Genomic DNA, 13,957 nt, shown 5'->3' on the forward strand with positions numbered 1-13,957 from the left:
ATGGTAGCCCAGGTTATCGACGGGAAGGCTTTTGCCGCCAAGGTGCGCGCTCAGGTCGCCGATCAGGTCGCAAAGCTGAAAGAAGAAAACGGCATCACGCCCGGTCTAGCGGTGGTGCTGGTGGGCGAGGACCCGGCAAGCCAGGTCTATGTGCGGTCCAAGGGCAAGATGACTGTCGAGGTCGGCATGAACTCGTACGAGCACAAGCTGGAGGCCGACACTTCGGAAGAGGATCTGCTGGCGCTGATCGACAGGCTGAACAATGATCCGGCGGTGCACGGCATTCTGGTGCAACTGCCGCTGCCGGGGCATCTGAACGAAGACCTGGTGATCAACTCGATCGATCCGGCCAAGGATGTGGATGGCTTCCACATCTCGAATGTGGGTCTGCTGGGGACCGGTCAGAAGTCGATGGTGCCCTGCACGCCACTGGGCTGTCTGATGATGCTGCGCGACCACCATGGCTCGCTGTCCGGGATGGATGCGGTTGTGATCGGGCGGTCGAACATCGTCGGCAAACCGATGGCGCAACTGCTGCTGGGCGATAGCTGCACCGTGACCATCGCGCATTCTCGCACTAAGGACCTGCCGGATGTGGTCCGCCGCGCCGATATCGTCGTGGCCGCGGTGGGACGCCCCGAGATGGTGCCCGGCGACTGGATCAAGGAAGGGGCCACAGTGATCGACGTGGGCATTAACCGCATCGAACGTGACGGCAAGAACAAGCTGGTGGGCGACGTGGGTTATGCCAGCGCGGCTGAGCGCGCAGGCGCGATCACTCCGGTTCCGGGGGGCGTCGGCCCGATGACCATTGCCTGCCTCCTGGCCAACACACTGACCGCGTGCTGCCGCGCCAACGGTCTGCCGGAACCCGAAGGTCTGACCGCCTGATCCTGCTGGCGCGGGTGCACCCTGTGCCATAACCCGGAATATTCAAGATGCCCTGTCCCCTATATCCGGGGGCAGGGCATTTCTTTGAATGGGTTTGCTTGTATTCGATTTCGTGATATGTCCGATATTCCAAGTGGTTACTAAGTAAGACCGCAGTTTTCCGGGCAAGTGTTTGTGTGACGCGGGAAATTGCGCTCGGAATACGTATGAATATCGAAGTCAGTGAGATCAGAACTGTTCTAAGCCCTCAGCGCATCGTCGCGGCGCTCGTTTTTCTACCATTGCTGGCTTATGTGTTTCCGCCCTTCATGGACGGGGAATTGCCGTTCGGTCTGCGCCTTGTGTTCTGGGTCGGTGTGATGATCATCGCGCTCAGCGCGACATGGACTGCCCGGAAACTGCTGCGTGACAAATTGGTGCTGGTCAAACTGCCGTGGCGTGATCTTGCTTTTGCCACCGTGATGCTGGCTTTGCTGACGCCGATGTTGTGGTTGCTGGCCTGGGTGTGTTTCACCTGTATCGGCAAGATGGCGCCCGAGGCGCATGCGGTCGCCGTCTACGGCATCCTGTTCGCCGCAGGTCTTGTGCTGGTCCGCCGCGGTGATCTGCATACGCGGGAGGTCGAAGAAAAACCTGTCCAGCCGCGACTGGTCCGACGGTTGCCCGCCGGGTTCGAAGGCAAGATTTTCCGCCTGACCGTGAAGGACCACAACGTGGATGTCGTCACCTCTGAGGGGACGTTCACAATTCGGTCCCGACTGACAGACGCCATCGATGAAATGGAGCCTGTACCGGGCCATTGCTCGCATCGCTCGCATTGGGTTACGGACGCGTCGATCATGGGTGTCGAGAAGGCCGAGGGCAAAACCTTCCTGCGACTGGTCAATGGCGATCTCGTGCCCGTCAGCCGCAAGTACAAGCCCATGCTGGAAGAGGACGGGCTGATCTGAGCCTAACGTGGCATCGGCACCATCTGAGGGGTTGGGCCGGTCAGAATGGCCTTGGCCTGAGGTCCCATTAGCGTCGTCAGAACATCGTCTGTGCTGCGCAGCCCGCCGGTATAGGTGCCGTAGGCTGGCAGGATCAGCCGGGCGTGGTCCAGCAGGAAGGCAGGCCGGGAAATCGACCTGCCCTTGAGCGTCAAACGCGCTTTGGGGTGAAAATGCCCTGAAACCTCGCCTGTTGCGTCGGGTTGTGCGATGTGGCGAAAGACAAGCGGCCCGCAGGTCCATTCAGACAGATGTGCGCCGCCCAGCTCGATCGGTCCCGGATCGTGATTGCCTTCGATCCAAATCCAACGTCGACCAGCTTGCAGCGCCGCTATTCGCAGCTTTTCATCCGCTGCCAAAGCGCTGGAAGCGTCCAGATCGTCAAAGCTGTCGCCCAGACAAACCACGACCTCAACCCCTGTCCGGTCAAGGTCCGCCGACAACCGATCCAGCGTTTCACGGCTGTCATAAGGCGGAAGGGTCAATCCACTGCGCCGCGCCATCCTTTCGGACTTGCCCAGATGCAGGTCCGAGACACAGAGCATGCTCTGCCCCGGCCACCAGAGCGCGCCGGAGGGCAGGGCAAAAAGATCCGCACCGCAAAAGGAAAATCCCAATTTGTTCATGGTAAGTTCATTATATGTTTCAGCGTTGCGCGCAAGGTATTTTACAGATTGTCCAGCCCGGCGGCTTCCAGCAGACGGGCGCTTTCCTCTGCCAGCAAGCGTTCCTCGGCCGCGCCTTTGACCGGAATTTTGCCGACTTCCAGAAACAGCGGTGCGGCCAGCGGTGAAACCCGATCAAGGCGCATCAGATCAATCCGGTCGCCGATACGCGCGATCATCGCTTCGATCCGGCCAAAATCGACCAGACCGCGCATGGCTTCTTCGCGGGTGATTTGCATCAACAGGTGGTCCGGGTCGTATTTCAGCAGCGTGTCATACAGGATGTCCGATGAAAACGTCGCCTGCCGCCCGCTTTTGCGTTGCCCGCCCGTGTTGCGCTCGATCAGACCAGCTATTGTGGCCGAGGCGCGGAAGGTCCGTTTCATGACGGCATTTCCCGCCAGCCACGTGTCCAACCCCTGCCGCAGCGCGTCCAGACGGAACAGCGGGCTGGGGTCCGTGACCGCGTCCAGACCCCAGATCAGGGTGGCATAATCCGTGGCGACAAAGCCAAGGGGGGCCAGACCCGTCTCCTCCATCCGTTTGGTCAACAACAGGCCGAGCGTTTGCTGCGCATTGCGCCCGGCAAAGCCGTAGACGCACAGATGCTCGCGCCCGTCGCTGGGGAAGCTTTCGATCAGCAGGCGGTCGCGCTGGGGCAGGCGGGACATGTCCCGTTGCAAGGCCAGCCAGTCGGCGGTGTGGCGGGGCAGTTGCGGCCAGTCGGGTTGGGCGAACATGCGCAGGATACGATCGCTCAGCTGGGTCGAGGTGGCAAATTTCGTCCCCATAAAAGTGGCGATCTTGGGCTTTTTGTCGGCCCGGCGGCTGACCTCGACCACCATCTCGCGCAGTCCTTCATAGCGCACGATCTGGCCGCCGATCAGGAAGGTATCTCCGGGTGTGAGCGAGGCGGCAAAGCCTTCCTCGACCTCGCCCAGTGGCTTGCCACCCCGGTTGCGTTTCAGGCGCACCTTCAGGGTGTCGGTGTCCTGTATGGTCCCAAGGTTCATGCGGATGCGCGCGGCGGCACGGGGGTCGCGCAACTGCCACAGCCCATCGGGACGCTGCAGCAGCCGCTGCCAGCGGTCATAGGCGCGCAGGGCATAGCCACCGGTTGCGCAGAACTCCAGACATGCGTCGAATTCCGGACGGGTCAGATCGGCAAATGGCCCGGCTGAGGTCATTTCCGTGAACAGTGCGTCAGCCTCGAACGGCCCCGCCGCCGCAGCAATCAGGATATGCTGGCAGAGCACATCGCGGGGGCCTGCGCCGCGTGGCTCGCCATCCAGTTCATGCGCTTTTGCAGCCTCTAACGCGGCGACGCATTCCACCACTTCGAACCGGTTGGCAGGCACCAAAAGGGCCTTGGACGGCGCGTTGTAGCGGTGGTTCGCCCGCCCGATCCGCTGCACCAATCGCTTGACGTTCTTGGGCGCACCGATCTGGATGACCAGATCGACATCCCCCCAGTCGATGCCCAGATCCAAAGAGCCGGTGCAGACGATGGCCCGCAGATCACCACGCACCATGGCGGCCTCGACCCGTTCACGCTGCTGACGGTCCAGACTGCCGTGATGGATGCCGATGGGCAGGCCTTCGTCATTTGCAAGCCACAGATTGTGAAAGAAAATCTCGGCCTGCGCGCGGGTATTGTGAAAGATCAGCGTGGTCTTGTGCTGCCGGACCTGCTCCAGCACTGCCGGGATCGCATACGCCGCGCCGCCACCCGACCACGGGGGCATTTCTTCGGTTGCCAGCATCGCGATGTCGGGGTCAGGGCCGGGGTCGGCCTGTATGATCCGGCAAGGGTCCGGGTGCCGCGCCAGAAAGCGGGCGATCCCTTCGGGGTCTTCGACCGTCGCCGACAGGCCGACGCGGCGCAGATCGGGGCAGAGGGTTTGCAACCGTGCCAGCGCCAGCATCAACTGATCCCCACGTTTGCTTTCGGCAAGGGCATGGATTTCATCCACGATCACCCTCTGCACCCCATCAAACATGCGCGGGGCGTCCTCATAAGAGGTCAGCAGGGCAAGGCTTTCAGGTGTTGTCAGCAGAATATGGGGCGGGTCAGCGCGCTGACGTTTCTTTTGCGTCGCGGATGTATCGCCGGTTCGATCTTCGATGCGGATGGGCAGGCCAATCTCATCCACCGGCGTGCGAAGATTGCGTTTGATATCCGCCGCCAAGGCTTTCAGCGGTGAGACATAGATCGTGTGTAACCCGCTATGTGCGCCCTCGGCCAGTTCAGCCAGAGACGGCAGAAACCCGGCCATTGTCTTGCCGCCCCCGGTGGGGGCGATCAGCAGCGTCGCCGGATCACGCGCCCGGTCGAACATGTCTTGCTGATGGGGGTGGATGGACCAGCCTTTGGCCGAAAACCAATCGGTGATCCGGGCGGGAATCTGCGTCATAGGCGCAGATTAACCGCCCTCGTGCCGGAATGGCACGGCGTTATTTGACGATTTTCTCGTCCTTGACGAACATGTTGGCCCAGGCGCGGTCGATCAGGTCTGGGCTCATCTGATAAGGGATGCCCTCGAATTCGCAGATCGAGATCATCTGATCGATCAGGAAGATCGGCTGATAGTTCGCATAGATATTGTCGATGGTCGGGTATTTGACCTTCAGCAAGTGGACCAGAGCGGCCTCATCCAGCGGCATGCCGCGTTTGCGGGCCACCATGGCAAAGATTTTCAGGAAGTTCTCCTGGTTCGGGCCGTCGATTTTGATCTTGAAAAAGATCCGGCGCAGGGCGGCTTGGTCGAAAATCTCGTTCGGGTGGAAGTTGGTCGAGAAGATGACCAACGTGTCAAACGGCACCTCGAACTTTTCACCCGATTGCAAGCCCAGAATATCCTTGTTCTCTTCCAGCGGAACAATCCAGCGGTTGACCAGCGCCTGCGGCGGCTCCGCCTGACGGCCAAGGTCGTCCACGATGAAGATGCCGCCGGTCGATTTCAACTGCAACGGGGCCTGATAGGTCCGCGCGGTGGGGTTGTAGACCAGATCCAGCATGGACAGCGACAGTTCACCACCCGTCACAACGGTGGGGCGTTCGCATTGCACATAGCGCGAGTCGAACCGCTTGCGGCGGCGCAGGCTGTTGGGGTCGTCGGCTTCCTGCTCGATCGCGGTGTGCACGATCGGGTCATAGACGGTGATTACCTGACCGGCATATTCGATGGCATAGGGCACATAAACATTGTCGCCCAAAGCATCGCGGATACCGTTCGAAATCGAGGATTTACCATTGCCCGGAGGGCCATACATCAGGATCGAGCGGCCCGCACTGACCGCCGGACCAAGATGGTCCAACAGGCTATCGGGCAGGACCAGATGGCCCATGGCACCGACCAATTGCTCACGCGTGACCTGAATGTTGCGGATCGACTGGCGCTTGACCTGCTGGCGATAAACGTCCAGCGGCACCGGCATCGCGCCAAAATATTCAGACTGGCTAAGCGCGTCCAATGCGCGGGCCTTGCCTGCATCGGTCAGCTGATAGCCCATTTCATTGCCGCTATTGGCGTTCAGGGTGCCTGTCGCTTCGATCAGTTTCTGTTCGCGCGCGATGTCGATCAGTTCCTGCGTGACCGAACCGGGCAGGCAGACCGCCTCGGCAACTTCGGACACAGTGCTGGCGTTCTTACGGAAGATCGTTTTCAGCAGAATGTCCCGCATCATCACCAGCGGGAGCTGCATCTCCCCCAAACCTTTGGGGGCAGGAGGGGCCATAACAGAGGAAGCTTGCATATTCATGAGCGACGCTCGTCCATCCAAAAAATCACACAAATGCCCGCAAACGGGCGACTTGTGGGAAATCTGGCCCAGCTTTATGGCGGGACCAAGGCAGCGACATGGCGCGGTGATGATAGTTTACGAACCGTAAACAGTGCCCAGAATCAAATACATCGCCAAAGCTCCGGCAAGGGCAAGGCCCATCGGGAACTTTTTGCCCCGGTCCCAGCTTTCCCAATGCGGCGCGATTGCGCGCAAGCGGGTGTGGCGGGCCAGCCGATGCGTGACTACGGCACCCAAAACGGTTGCCATCAAAATCGCAAGCACGACACCCAAGTCCTGAACCCAGACAAACGGTGCAGCCGCCGCCAGAAACTTGGCATCACCCGCGCCGACAGCGCCGATGGCATTCAGGACCATACCGGCGATCAGGATCACGGGAAGATGCAGCAATTGCCAGACATAAGGCGGAAAGGCGACGGGGAATGGCCCCAGCTTTCCGCTGAGTGTGCTGGTCGACCACGGGGGCAGGGCGATCAGCCCGACAACCACATAGACCAGCGCCAAAGCCACAACGGCGTGGTTCTTGATCCGCATCTCACGCATATCGGTGAAGGCGACGTAGAAACAGATCGGCAGAATGAACGGCAGAAACCACACCGCCGCCCGAACAGGGATGTCCATTTAGGTGGATTCCTCAAGCGCACGCAGCGAACGGACGGCTTCGTCGAAATGCTGCGGATGGGTCGAGATCGCCTCGCGGAACAGGTTCTTGGCTGTGGTTACGTCGCCCTGTTTCACAGCCGAGATCCCCATGGTGTTCAGCAGGCGCGCCCGTTCGATCTGTGACATGGGAACAACCGGCAGGCTGTAATTTCCCTGTGCAGAGCGGGCCAGAACCAGATTGTTCTTTGCGGTAAACAGCGAACTGTCCTGCCGGATTGCATCGGTGAACAAACGCTCTGCCTCGGCGTATTGCCCGCGTGAGAGTTTTGAGAACCCCCAGTTGTTCATCACGCTGCCCGGGCGCGTGGTCAGGCCAACCGCAGTTTCATAGAAATGGTCTGCGCGTTTCCATTCTTTTCTGGAATCGGCCACGACCGCCTCGAGCCGGTAACGTTTGAACGTCTCATAGGTTGGCGGAACCGTGTCCAGAACCGATTTGGCCTGCGCCCAATCGCCATTTCTGACCAGAGCATCCGCGTACTCGACCTTGTCCGAGCTGTTGGCCCCTTTCATTGTCGTCACGCGTTTCCAGGCCGATACCGCTTCGGTCGTGCGTTTGGCGCGCCCAAGTGAAATGGCCAGACCGCGTTGAAGGTCGATCCGGTTGGGGCTTTTGCTGGCTGCGTTGTGGAAATAGGTCACCGCCTCATTCGGGTCCGCCGCGTTCAGCAGAACATCGTTCAGGTTGGTTTCGTCGATGACGTTCACTTCCTGAAACGTGCGTTCAACCTTTTCTTCGGCGGTTTCCTTTTCGCAAGCGGCTAGAATGAGCCCACTGAGAATGAGGGATGGAATCAAGAATTGGTGGCGCATTTTTGCGTCCTTTACTGCTCTTGCCTCGATTACTGGATTTTGCGTAGCGTAAATTGCCCGTCGCCAAGCTGCTCCAGCGTATATTCTTGTTCTTGGGGGGTATTATTAACAGGATTTTCCATTTTTGCGAGTGCTAAGCGCAGATTGTCGCGAATTGCGTCACTTTCGCCATTGTCCAGCGCAAAGGCCCGTTGAAAGACCTGAGCGGCTTCGGGGTATTCCTGCAATTCCATCAGCAGAACACCCAGATTATTCCAGGCGATGGGCCAGTCCGTATCATCCTCGACCGCCTGCCGCAGCAGGGGTTCCGCCTGACCCAATCGACGCAGCCCAACATTGGCGGTTCCCATCGAGGTCAGGACCTCCGGGGTCATCCCCTGATCCAATGCGGCGCGGGTAAAGCTTTCCAACGCAAGTTCGTATTCACCCGCTGCCATCAACCGGTTGCCAACGGTGATGTGGTCGACCGACTTGCCTTTGGGATCGACGCCCGGCGCATCCAGCCCATTGGACAGACCGCCTTCGGTGCAAGAAGCCACCGTGGCGATAACCACAGTGGCTTGAAGCAATCGGCGTAGCCGGGACAGGACACACCTGAGTTTTGTTTTCATAAGCGATCCATCAGCGACCGAAGCTCGAAATCACGTTTGCCGAGGGGCCGACCAGAATGATCAACAGCGGCGGCACCGTCAGCATCATTGTGACCAGAGTCATTTTCGTAGGCAACTTGTTTGCGGCTTCTTCTGCCCGCATGACCCGTTTGTCACGCATTTCACCGGCATAAACCCGCAGAGCTTCGGCAATCGATGTACCAAATGTTGCCGATTGGATCATCACGGTCACAAATGAACTGACATCCTGCACACCGCAACGGGTTCCAAAGTCCCGCAGAACGGTGTCCTTGTCCTTACCGGCCTTCATCTCATAGGCGACGACCTCAAATTCCTGAGCGATGTCGGGGTAGGAGGATTTCATTTCACTTGCGACGCGCACGATGGCCTGATCAAGGGACTGCCCTGCTTCGACACAGACCAGCATAAGGTCGAGTGTATCAGGAAACCCGGACGTGATTGCCTCTTGCCGTTCGGCGACCCGGCGCGTGATCCAGTATTTCGGGATCATGTATCCCACGCCGCCCGGCAACAGCACCCGGATGACCATTTGCTGAGTGGTGAATTCCTGGTCACCGGAAAACACGGTTATCAACAGAACGCCCAGAACAATACCAATGATCCCTAGGGCGAACTGCGCAAAGTGGAAAAACCGAACCGCGTCCTTGGACTGATAACCTGCTTGTCTCAGTTTCAGCTGGACGGCCGAGTATTCTTCCTGGTCCTTCGGCTCAAGGAAAGTTGCGAATTTCTCAAGCTGCTCATTCTGGCTGCCGTGCCGCAGCTTGTCTTTCTTGTCCTTCTTGGTTGCCTTTGGTGCCGCATTGGCGCGCTGAAGCTTTTTGAGCGGATCCTCGGGCTGGCTCATCATCAGCGAGACAGCAACACCGATCAGGACAAGGCCAAGAATTCCAACCACGATCAGAGGGCCAAACTCTCCCAAGTTCTCCGTAAGCAAATCATTGATTTTTGTCAGAAACTCCATGGGATCGCCCTCAGACCTTGATGTTTGTGATGATCTTCATGACGATCAGGTTCAGCGTCAGCATGATACCAACGATGAAACAGGCCGGGATGAACCACTGGTGGTCCAGAACCTCGTCGTAGTATCCGGGATCTTTTACCAAAACGAAAACCAGACAGAAGATTGGGAAGCCGGACAGGAATTTACCGGACCATTGCGCTTCGGCCGTGATCGCCTTGACGCGGCGGAATAGGCGGAACCGGGCGCGAATGACTTGGGCCAAGCCTGCCAAAATCTCAGCAAGGTTGCCACCGGATTGCTGTTGGATACCCACGGCAACCGCAAGGAACCGCAAGTCCTGCATATCCAGACGTTCGGCCATATCCTTCAGCGCTTCACCCACGTCGCGACCATAGGCGCATTCATCCGCGATGACACCAAATTCGGTGCCCAGCGGGTCCTGCACTTCGTTCGCAACCACCTGAATAGTCGATACAAACGGGTTACCAACCCGCAGCGAGCGTACCATCAGTTCAACAGCGTCAGGCAATTGCTCTTCGATCATTCCCATGCGCTTTTTGGCCTTGTGGTTGACCCAGGCGTAGACGCCACCAACGCCAATCGCGATCGAGATGGCGACGCGCAGAACCATCTCAGTGGCGGTTCCGATGCTCAGCCCCATGAATGCCACAACCGACACGAGGCACATGATCATGATCAGTTGGCGGGGCGAGAACGCAATTGCCGCCTTCTGCGCCTTGTCTGCCAGCAATGAATACAGAGGGATGCTCTGCGATTTCATATGCTGTTGCATTTCCTTGCGCAGCTGTTCCAGCACCTGCTCGCGCCCGGCGCCTTTTTCCAACATGTCGAGGCGACGGTTGACCCGGCTGTTCAGGCTGATCGACTTGCCAAAGGCGACAAGATAGATGCCTTCGACCAAGGCGAGAACCCCCACAAAGATGGCGACATAGATGATCGCCTCCATAGGCACTTGCATGTAAGTTTCTCCTACATTGTGGTTGGGTCGTAGATCGACGCCGGTAGATCAAAGCCCCACAGACGGAAGCGTTCGGAATAGTGGCTGCGCACACCCGTAGCGGTGAAATGCCCGATGATTTTGTTGTCGGGTGTCAGGCCAACACGTTGAAATCTAAAGATTTCCTGCATCGAGATCACGTCGCCTTCCATCCCCGTGATTTCGGTGATCGAAGTCATGCGACGCGAACCGTCCTGAAGACGGCTGGCTTGCACGATCAGGTTCACAGCGGATGAGATCTGGCTGCGTACGGCCTTGATCGGCATTTCGATCCCTGCCATCGCGATCATGTTTTCCAGACGCGAGATACCATCGCGGGCCGAGTTGGCGTGGATCGTGGTCATCGATCCGTCGTGGCCGGTGTTCATCGCCTGCAGCATGTCGATCACCTCGGCGCCACGCGTCTCGCCCACGATGATGCGGTCGGGGCGCATACGCAGAGCGTTTTTCAAGCAGTCGCGCGGGCTGACCTCACCCTTGCCTTCGACGTTGGGCGGGCGGCTTTCCATGCGGCCCACATGGGTCTGTTGCAGCTGAAGTTCCGCCGTATCCTCGATGGTCAGGATGCGTTCGGCATCATCGATAAAGCTGGACAGTGCGTTCAGGGTGGTCGTTTTACCGGAACCCGTACCGCCCGAGACGATGATGTTCAGACGGGTCGATACCGCAGCCTGTAGATAGGCGGCCATTTCTTCGGTAAACGCGCCGAAATTGACCAGATCGTCGATGCCAAGCTTGTCTTTCTTGAACTTACGAATGGAAACCAGCGAGCCGTCGACGGCAATCGGCGGCACCATCGCGTTGAAACGCGAGCCATCGGCCAGACGGGCGTCAACGTAAGGGTTTGATTCATCGACACGACGACCCACCGCGGAGACGATCTTGTCGATGATCCGCATCAGGTGCTTTTCATCCTTGAACGTGATGTCGCTGAGTTCCAGCTTACCGGCGCGTTCCACAAAGATCTGCTGCGGACCATTGACCAGAATATCGTTGACCGTGTCATCCTGCAGCAGCGTTTCCAGCGGGCCAAGTCCGGTGACTTCGTCATAAAGCTCTTTGTTCAGCTGGGTTCGGTCGTCGCGGTTCAGAACAATGTTCTTGGCTTCCAGCACTTCGCTGGCGATTGCGCTGATTTCCGCGCGCAGTTCCGCTTCACCTGCGTTCTCCAACGCTGCGAGGTTCAGATTTTCCAGCAGTTCGCGATGCAGTTCGATCTTAATCTCGCCCAGACGCTCTTTGCGTTTGCGGTCGCGGTCCGAACCCATCGCCTCGGCCGCTTTCTTTTGCAGTGGTTTGCGGGCCACGGCGTTTGGGGTAGGGGCCGCTGCCGGTGCGGCCGCTTCAGGCGCTTTCGACGGCGCTTGTACTGGCTGCGCTTCGGGCTGTTTCTTGTATCTTGAAAACACGGCTTATCCCCCCTTGGGATGGTTTTACGCGGCCTCGGCGCTGCTGCTGCCCAGGCTGTGAAGTGATTTCGCAAGTTTTGCGAATTCGCGGCGCAATGGGTTCTTTGCGGCGGAACTTGCCAAGGGCAGTCCGTGATCTCCGCTTTGCATCACGGGTTTGCCACCATCCGGCAATTGCAGATCGATCGAAATCCCAAGGCTTTCGCCCATACGTTTGACCCGGCCTTTTCCATTCAGGTCGGTGAATTTGGGTGCACGATTCAGGGCGAAGCGCAGCTTGTTGAAGGGCAGTTCTTCAGCCTGCAATGCGCGTTTCAGGCGCAGCGCGTTCTGGGCCGACCGCATGTCCAGCTCGATCATGGCAAAATAAACATGCGCCGCCTGCAAAACGGTTTCAGACCACAGAACCAGCGTCTTGGGCATGTCCACGATCACATAGTCAAAATGCTTGCGCGCCATGTCGATGACGCGCTGAATGTCTTCCGGCGTGATCAGGTCTAGCGGGACCATGTCAGAGGGCGCTGTCAACACCTGCAGCTTTTCTTCATAACTTTGAAGCGCTTGCGAGAAGACCTCATCATCCATATTGGCTGTGTCCGACAGCATTTCGAACACGGTTTCGCGGCGCGGCAGATCCAGATATGTGGAAACGGTGCCGTATTGAAGATCCAGATCGATCAGGCAAACAGTCGGTGCGTCCTTGTCGGAAACACAGGCAAGCTCCCACGCAAGGTTCACCGCCATTGTGGTTGATCCGACACCACCGGCCAGACCATGCACAACGAACAGGGCACCTTCCTTGGCATCTCCGCCCGCCAGCGGCACCGCGGCCGCCTGCGCAACGGCAACCGGGTCGGGTTGGTTCAGGCGTTCAATAGCTTCCTGCAATTCGCCTTCGGGCAGAGGGTAGGGGACAAACTCGTCCGCGCCCTTGCGCAGCAATTGGTGAAGGGCAGCAGGTGTGACGTCCTCGGCGATCAAGACCACTTTGATTTTTTTGTCTTTTGCCTGGGTGATGATCTCGCCCATCAAAGACAGGTTATCCTCATCCTCGCCATCGATGGCCAGCGCAACAAACTGCAGTGATTCGGCTTCGGGCTGGCTGAAAAAGGCCAGCGCTTCGGCAAAGCCCAGATCACCCCATCGTTCGCCCAGCGCGGCTTCCATGTCTTCGATGAGCAGGTCGAAGTTCTGGACATCCCGGCTGATCGTGCAAGCCAAGATACCGGTGTTGTCATCTTGCGGCGTCGCGCTGGTCATAAACAATATCCTCGTTGAGAGAGGCCAGCTTCTCTTGCGGACGGATATCGTGCCGGTTGATTTGCTGTCGCCCCTATGCGGTCAATTCAGGCCGCAGGTCACCCAATTGTTGACAATGTCGCTGTGAAGTTGGGCGAGAATTTGGCGCAAAAGAACCAATTGTAGGGAAATGGGCGACGATGTCGCCCATTTCTGTCGTATTATCCACCGCTCCCCGAGTCGGCTACATTGGAAGAATCTTCAATGTAACTCGGTCGCGTCGCGCTTTCGACGTATTCGCGGTAAATGACCTGGGCGTATTTTCCGTCCAGCGTCTGCGGGCCACCGTCCACAAAGCCTGACACTTCGGTCACTGTGCGACGATTGCGGCGGTCGCGATTCGAAGTAGCAACCAGGGGCTGGGTTTTACCGAAGGATACGACGGCTTCCAGTCTGGACCGGGAAATACCCTGTTGGACCAGGAAATTCACCGCTGCCTGCGCTCGGCGCAAACCCAGGCTCTGGTTGTAGCTGTTCGAACCGACGGCATCTGTGTGCCCATAGACCCGGAACCGTGCCTCGGGGAATTGTTTTATCCAGTCTGCCTGCTGCAACAAAATGCTTTGGGCGGATGCATCCAGTTGCGAACTGTCGAAGGCAAAGTTGATCTGGCTGGGCACATCAGCCGCAAAGCGACGGCTCAGGATCTCAGCATAAGACAGTTCACCATTCATAACCTGAACGTTGTTAAGCGTCGCGTTGCCAAAGGCCCCTTGGTCGGCTTCGTAACCGGCCTCACGAGTACAGGCCGAGACGGCGACCGTAAGACCCAGTGTGATGATCCACTTGTTCATTGGTCTATCCTCCTCA

The 13,957-nt window shown here is 58.4% G+C and carries 13 protein-coding genes; 2 read left to right on the forward strand and 11 right to left on the reverse strand.

The window, feature by feature from the left end:
• Both folD and ACR0MO_RS13360 read left to right on the forward strand, forming a co-directional pair.
• Complete coding sequence (gene folD / locus ACR0MO_RS13355) at window positions 1-891, forward strand: bifunctional methylenetetrahydrofolate dehydrogenase/methenyltetrahydrofolate cyclohydrolase FolD (protein ID WP_480891700.1); 891 nt, start codon at window positions 1-3, stop codon at window positions 889-891.
• Between the two features lie 206 nt (window positions 892-1,097).
• Window positions 1,098-1,841 (forward strand): LytTR family DNA-binding domain-containing protein, encoded by a 744-nt coding sequence (locus tag ACR0MO_RS13360; protein ID WP_170520564.1) that lies wholly within the window; start codon window positions 1,098-1,100, stop codon window positions 1,839-1,841.
• 2 nt (window positions 1,842-1,843) lie between these two features.
• Here the strand turns inward: ACR0MO_RS13360 and pdeM are convergent, their stop codons facing one another.
• The 11 genes from pdeM to ACR0MO_RS13415 all read right to left on the reverse strand — a co-directional run bounded on the left by pdeM (window position 1,844) and on the right by ACR0MO_RS13415 (window position 13,941).
• Window positions 1,844-2,506 (reverse strand): ligase-associated DNA damage response endonuclease PdeM, encoded by a 663-nt coding sequence (gene pdeM / locus ACR0MO_RS13365; protein ID WP_170736883.1) that lies wholly within the window; start codon window positions 2,504-2,506, stop codon window positions 1,844-1,846.
• Between the two features lie 41 nt (window positions 2,507-2,547).
• Window positions 2,548-4,959 carry a ligase-associated DNA damage response DEXH box helicase gene (locus tag ACR0MO_RS13370; protein WP_480891703.1) on the reverse strand — a complete coding sequence of 804 codons (2,412 nt, stop codon included), beginning with the start codon at window positions 4,957-4,959 and terminating at the stop codon, window positions 2,548-2,550.
• A 40-nt stretch (window positions 4,960-4,999) separates the two neighbouring features.
• A complete protein-coding gene (locus ACR0MO_RS13375; RefSeq protein WP_480891706.1) occupies window positions 5,000-6,307 on the reverse strand; it encodes an ATPase in 1,308 nt (435 codons plus the stop codon).
• Window positions 6,308-6,424: 117 nt separating this feature from the next.
• Window positions 6,425-6,970, reverse strand: a complete 546-nt coding sequence (locus ACR0MO_RS13380) for a prepilin peptidase (RefSeq protein WP_480580237.1) — start codon at window positions 6,968-6,970, stop codon at window positions 6,425-6,427.
• Window positions 6,971-7,825 carry a tetratricopeptide repeat protein gene (locus ACR0MO_RS13385; RefSeq protein WP_170454269.1) on the reverse strand — a complete coding sequence of 285 codons (855 nt, stop codon included), beginning with the start codon at window positions 7,823-7,825 and terminating at the stop codon, window positions 6,971-6,973.
• Between the two features lie 29 nt (window positions 7,826-7,854).
• Window positions 7,855-8,436 carry a tetratricopeptide repeat protein gene (locus ACR0MO_RS13390; RefSeq protein WP_170454267.1) on the reverse strand — a complete coding sequence of 194 codons (582 nt, stop codon included), beginning with the start codon at window positions 8,434-8,436 and terminating at the stop codon, window positions 7,855-7,857.
• Between the two features lie 10 nt (window positions 8,437-8,446).
• On the reverse strand, window positions 8,447-9,421 hold the full coding sequence (locus ACR0MO_RS13395) for a type II secretion system F family protein (RefSeq protein ID WP_170454265.1): 975 nt from the start codon (window positions 9,419-9,421) through the stop codon (window positions 8,447-8,449).
• Window positions 9,422-9,431: 10 nt separating this feature from the next.
• Entirely contained in the window at window positions 9,432-10,400 is a 969-nt protein-coding gene (locus ACR0MO_RS13400; protein ID WP_170454263.1) for a type II secretion system F family protein, read from the reverse strand.
• A gap of 11 nt (window positions 10,401-10,411) precedes the next feature.
• The gene (locus ACR0MO_RS13405) at window positions 10,412-11,848 is read right to left on the reverse strand and encodes a TadA family conjugal transfer-associated ATPase (RefSeq protein WP_480891708.1); all 1,437 of its coding nucleotides are present in this window, start codon (window positions 11,846-11,848) and stop codon (window positions 10,412-10,414) included.
• A 24-nt stretch (window positions 11,849-11,872) separates the two neighbouring features.
• Entirely contained in the window at window positions 11,873-13,108 is a 1,236-nt protein-coding gene (locus ACR0MO_RS13410) for a CpaE/TadZ family protein (RefSeq protein WP_480891711.1), read from the reverse strand.
• A gap of 200 nt (window positions 13,109-13,308) precedes the next feature.
• Window positions 13,309-13,941 carry an OmpA family protein gene (locus ACR0MO_RS13415; protein WP_170520576.1) on the reverse strand — a complete coding sequence of 211 codons (633 nt, stop codon included), beginning with the start codon at window positions 13,939-13,941 and terminating at the stop codon, window positions 13,309-13,311.
• Window positions 13,942-13,957 lie beyond the last annotated feature (16 nt).

It is taken from the genome of Ruegeria sp. K5, from assembly GCF_056531805.1.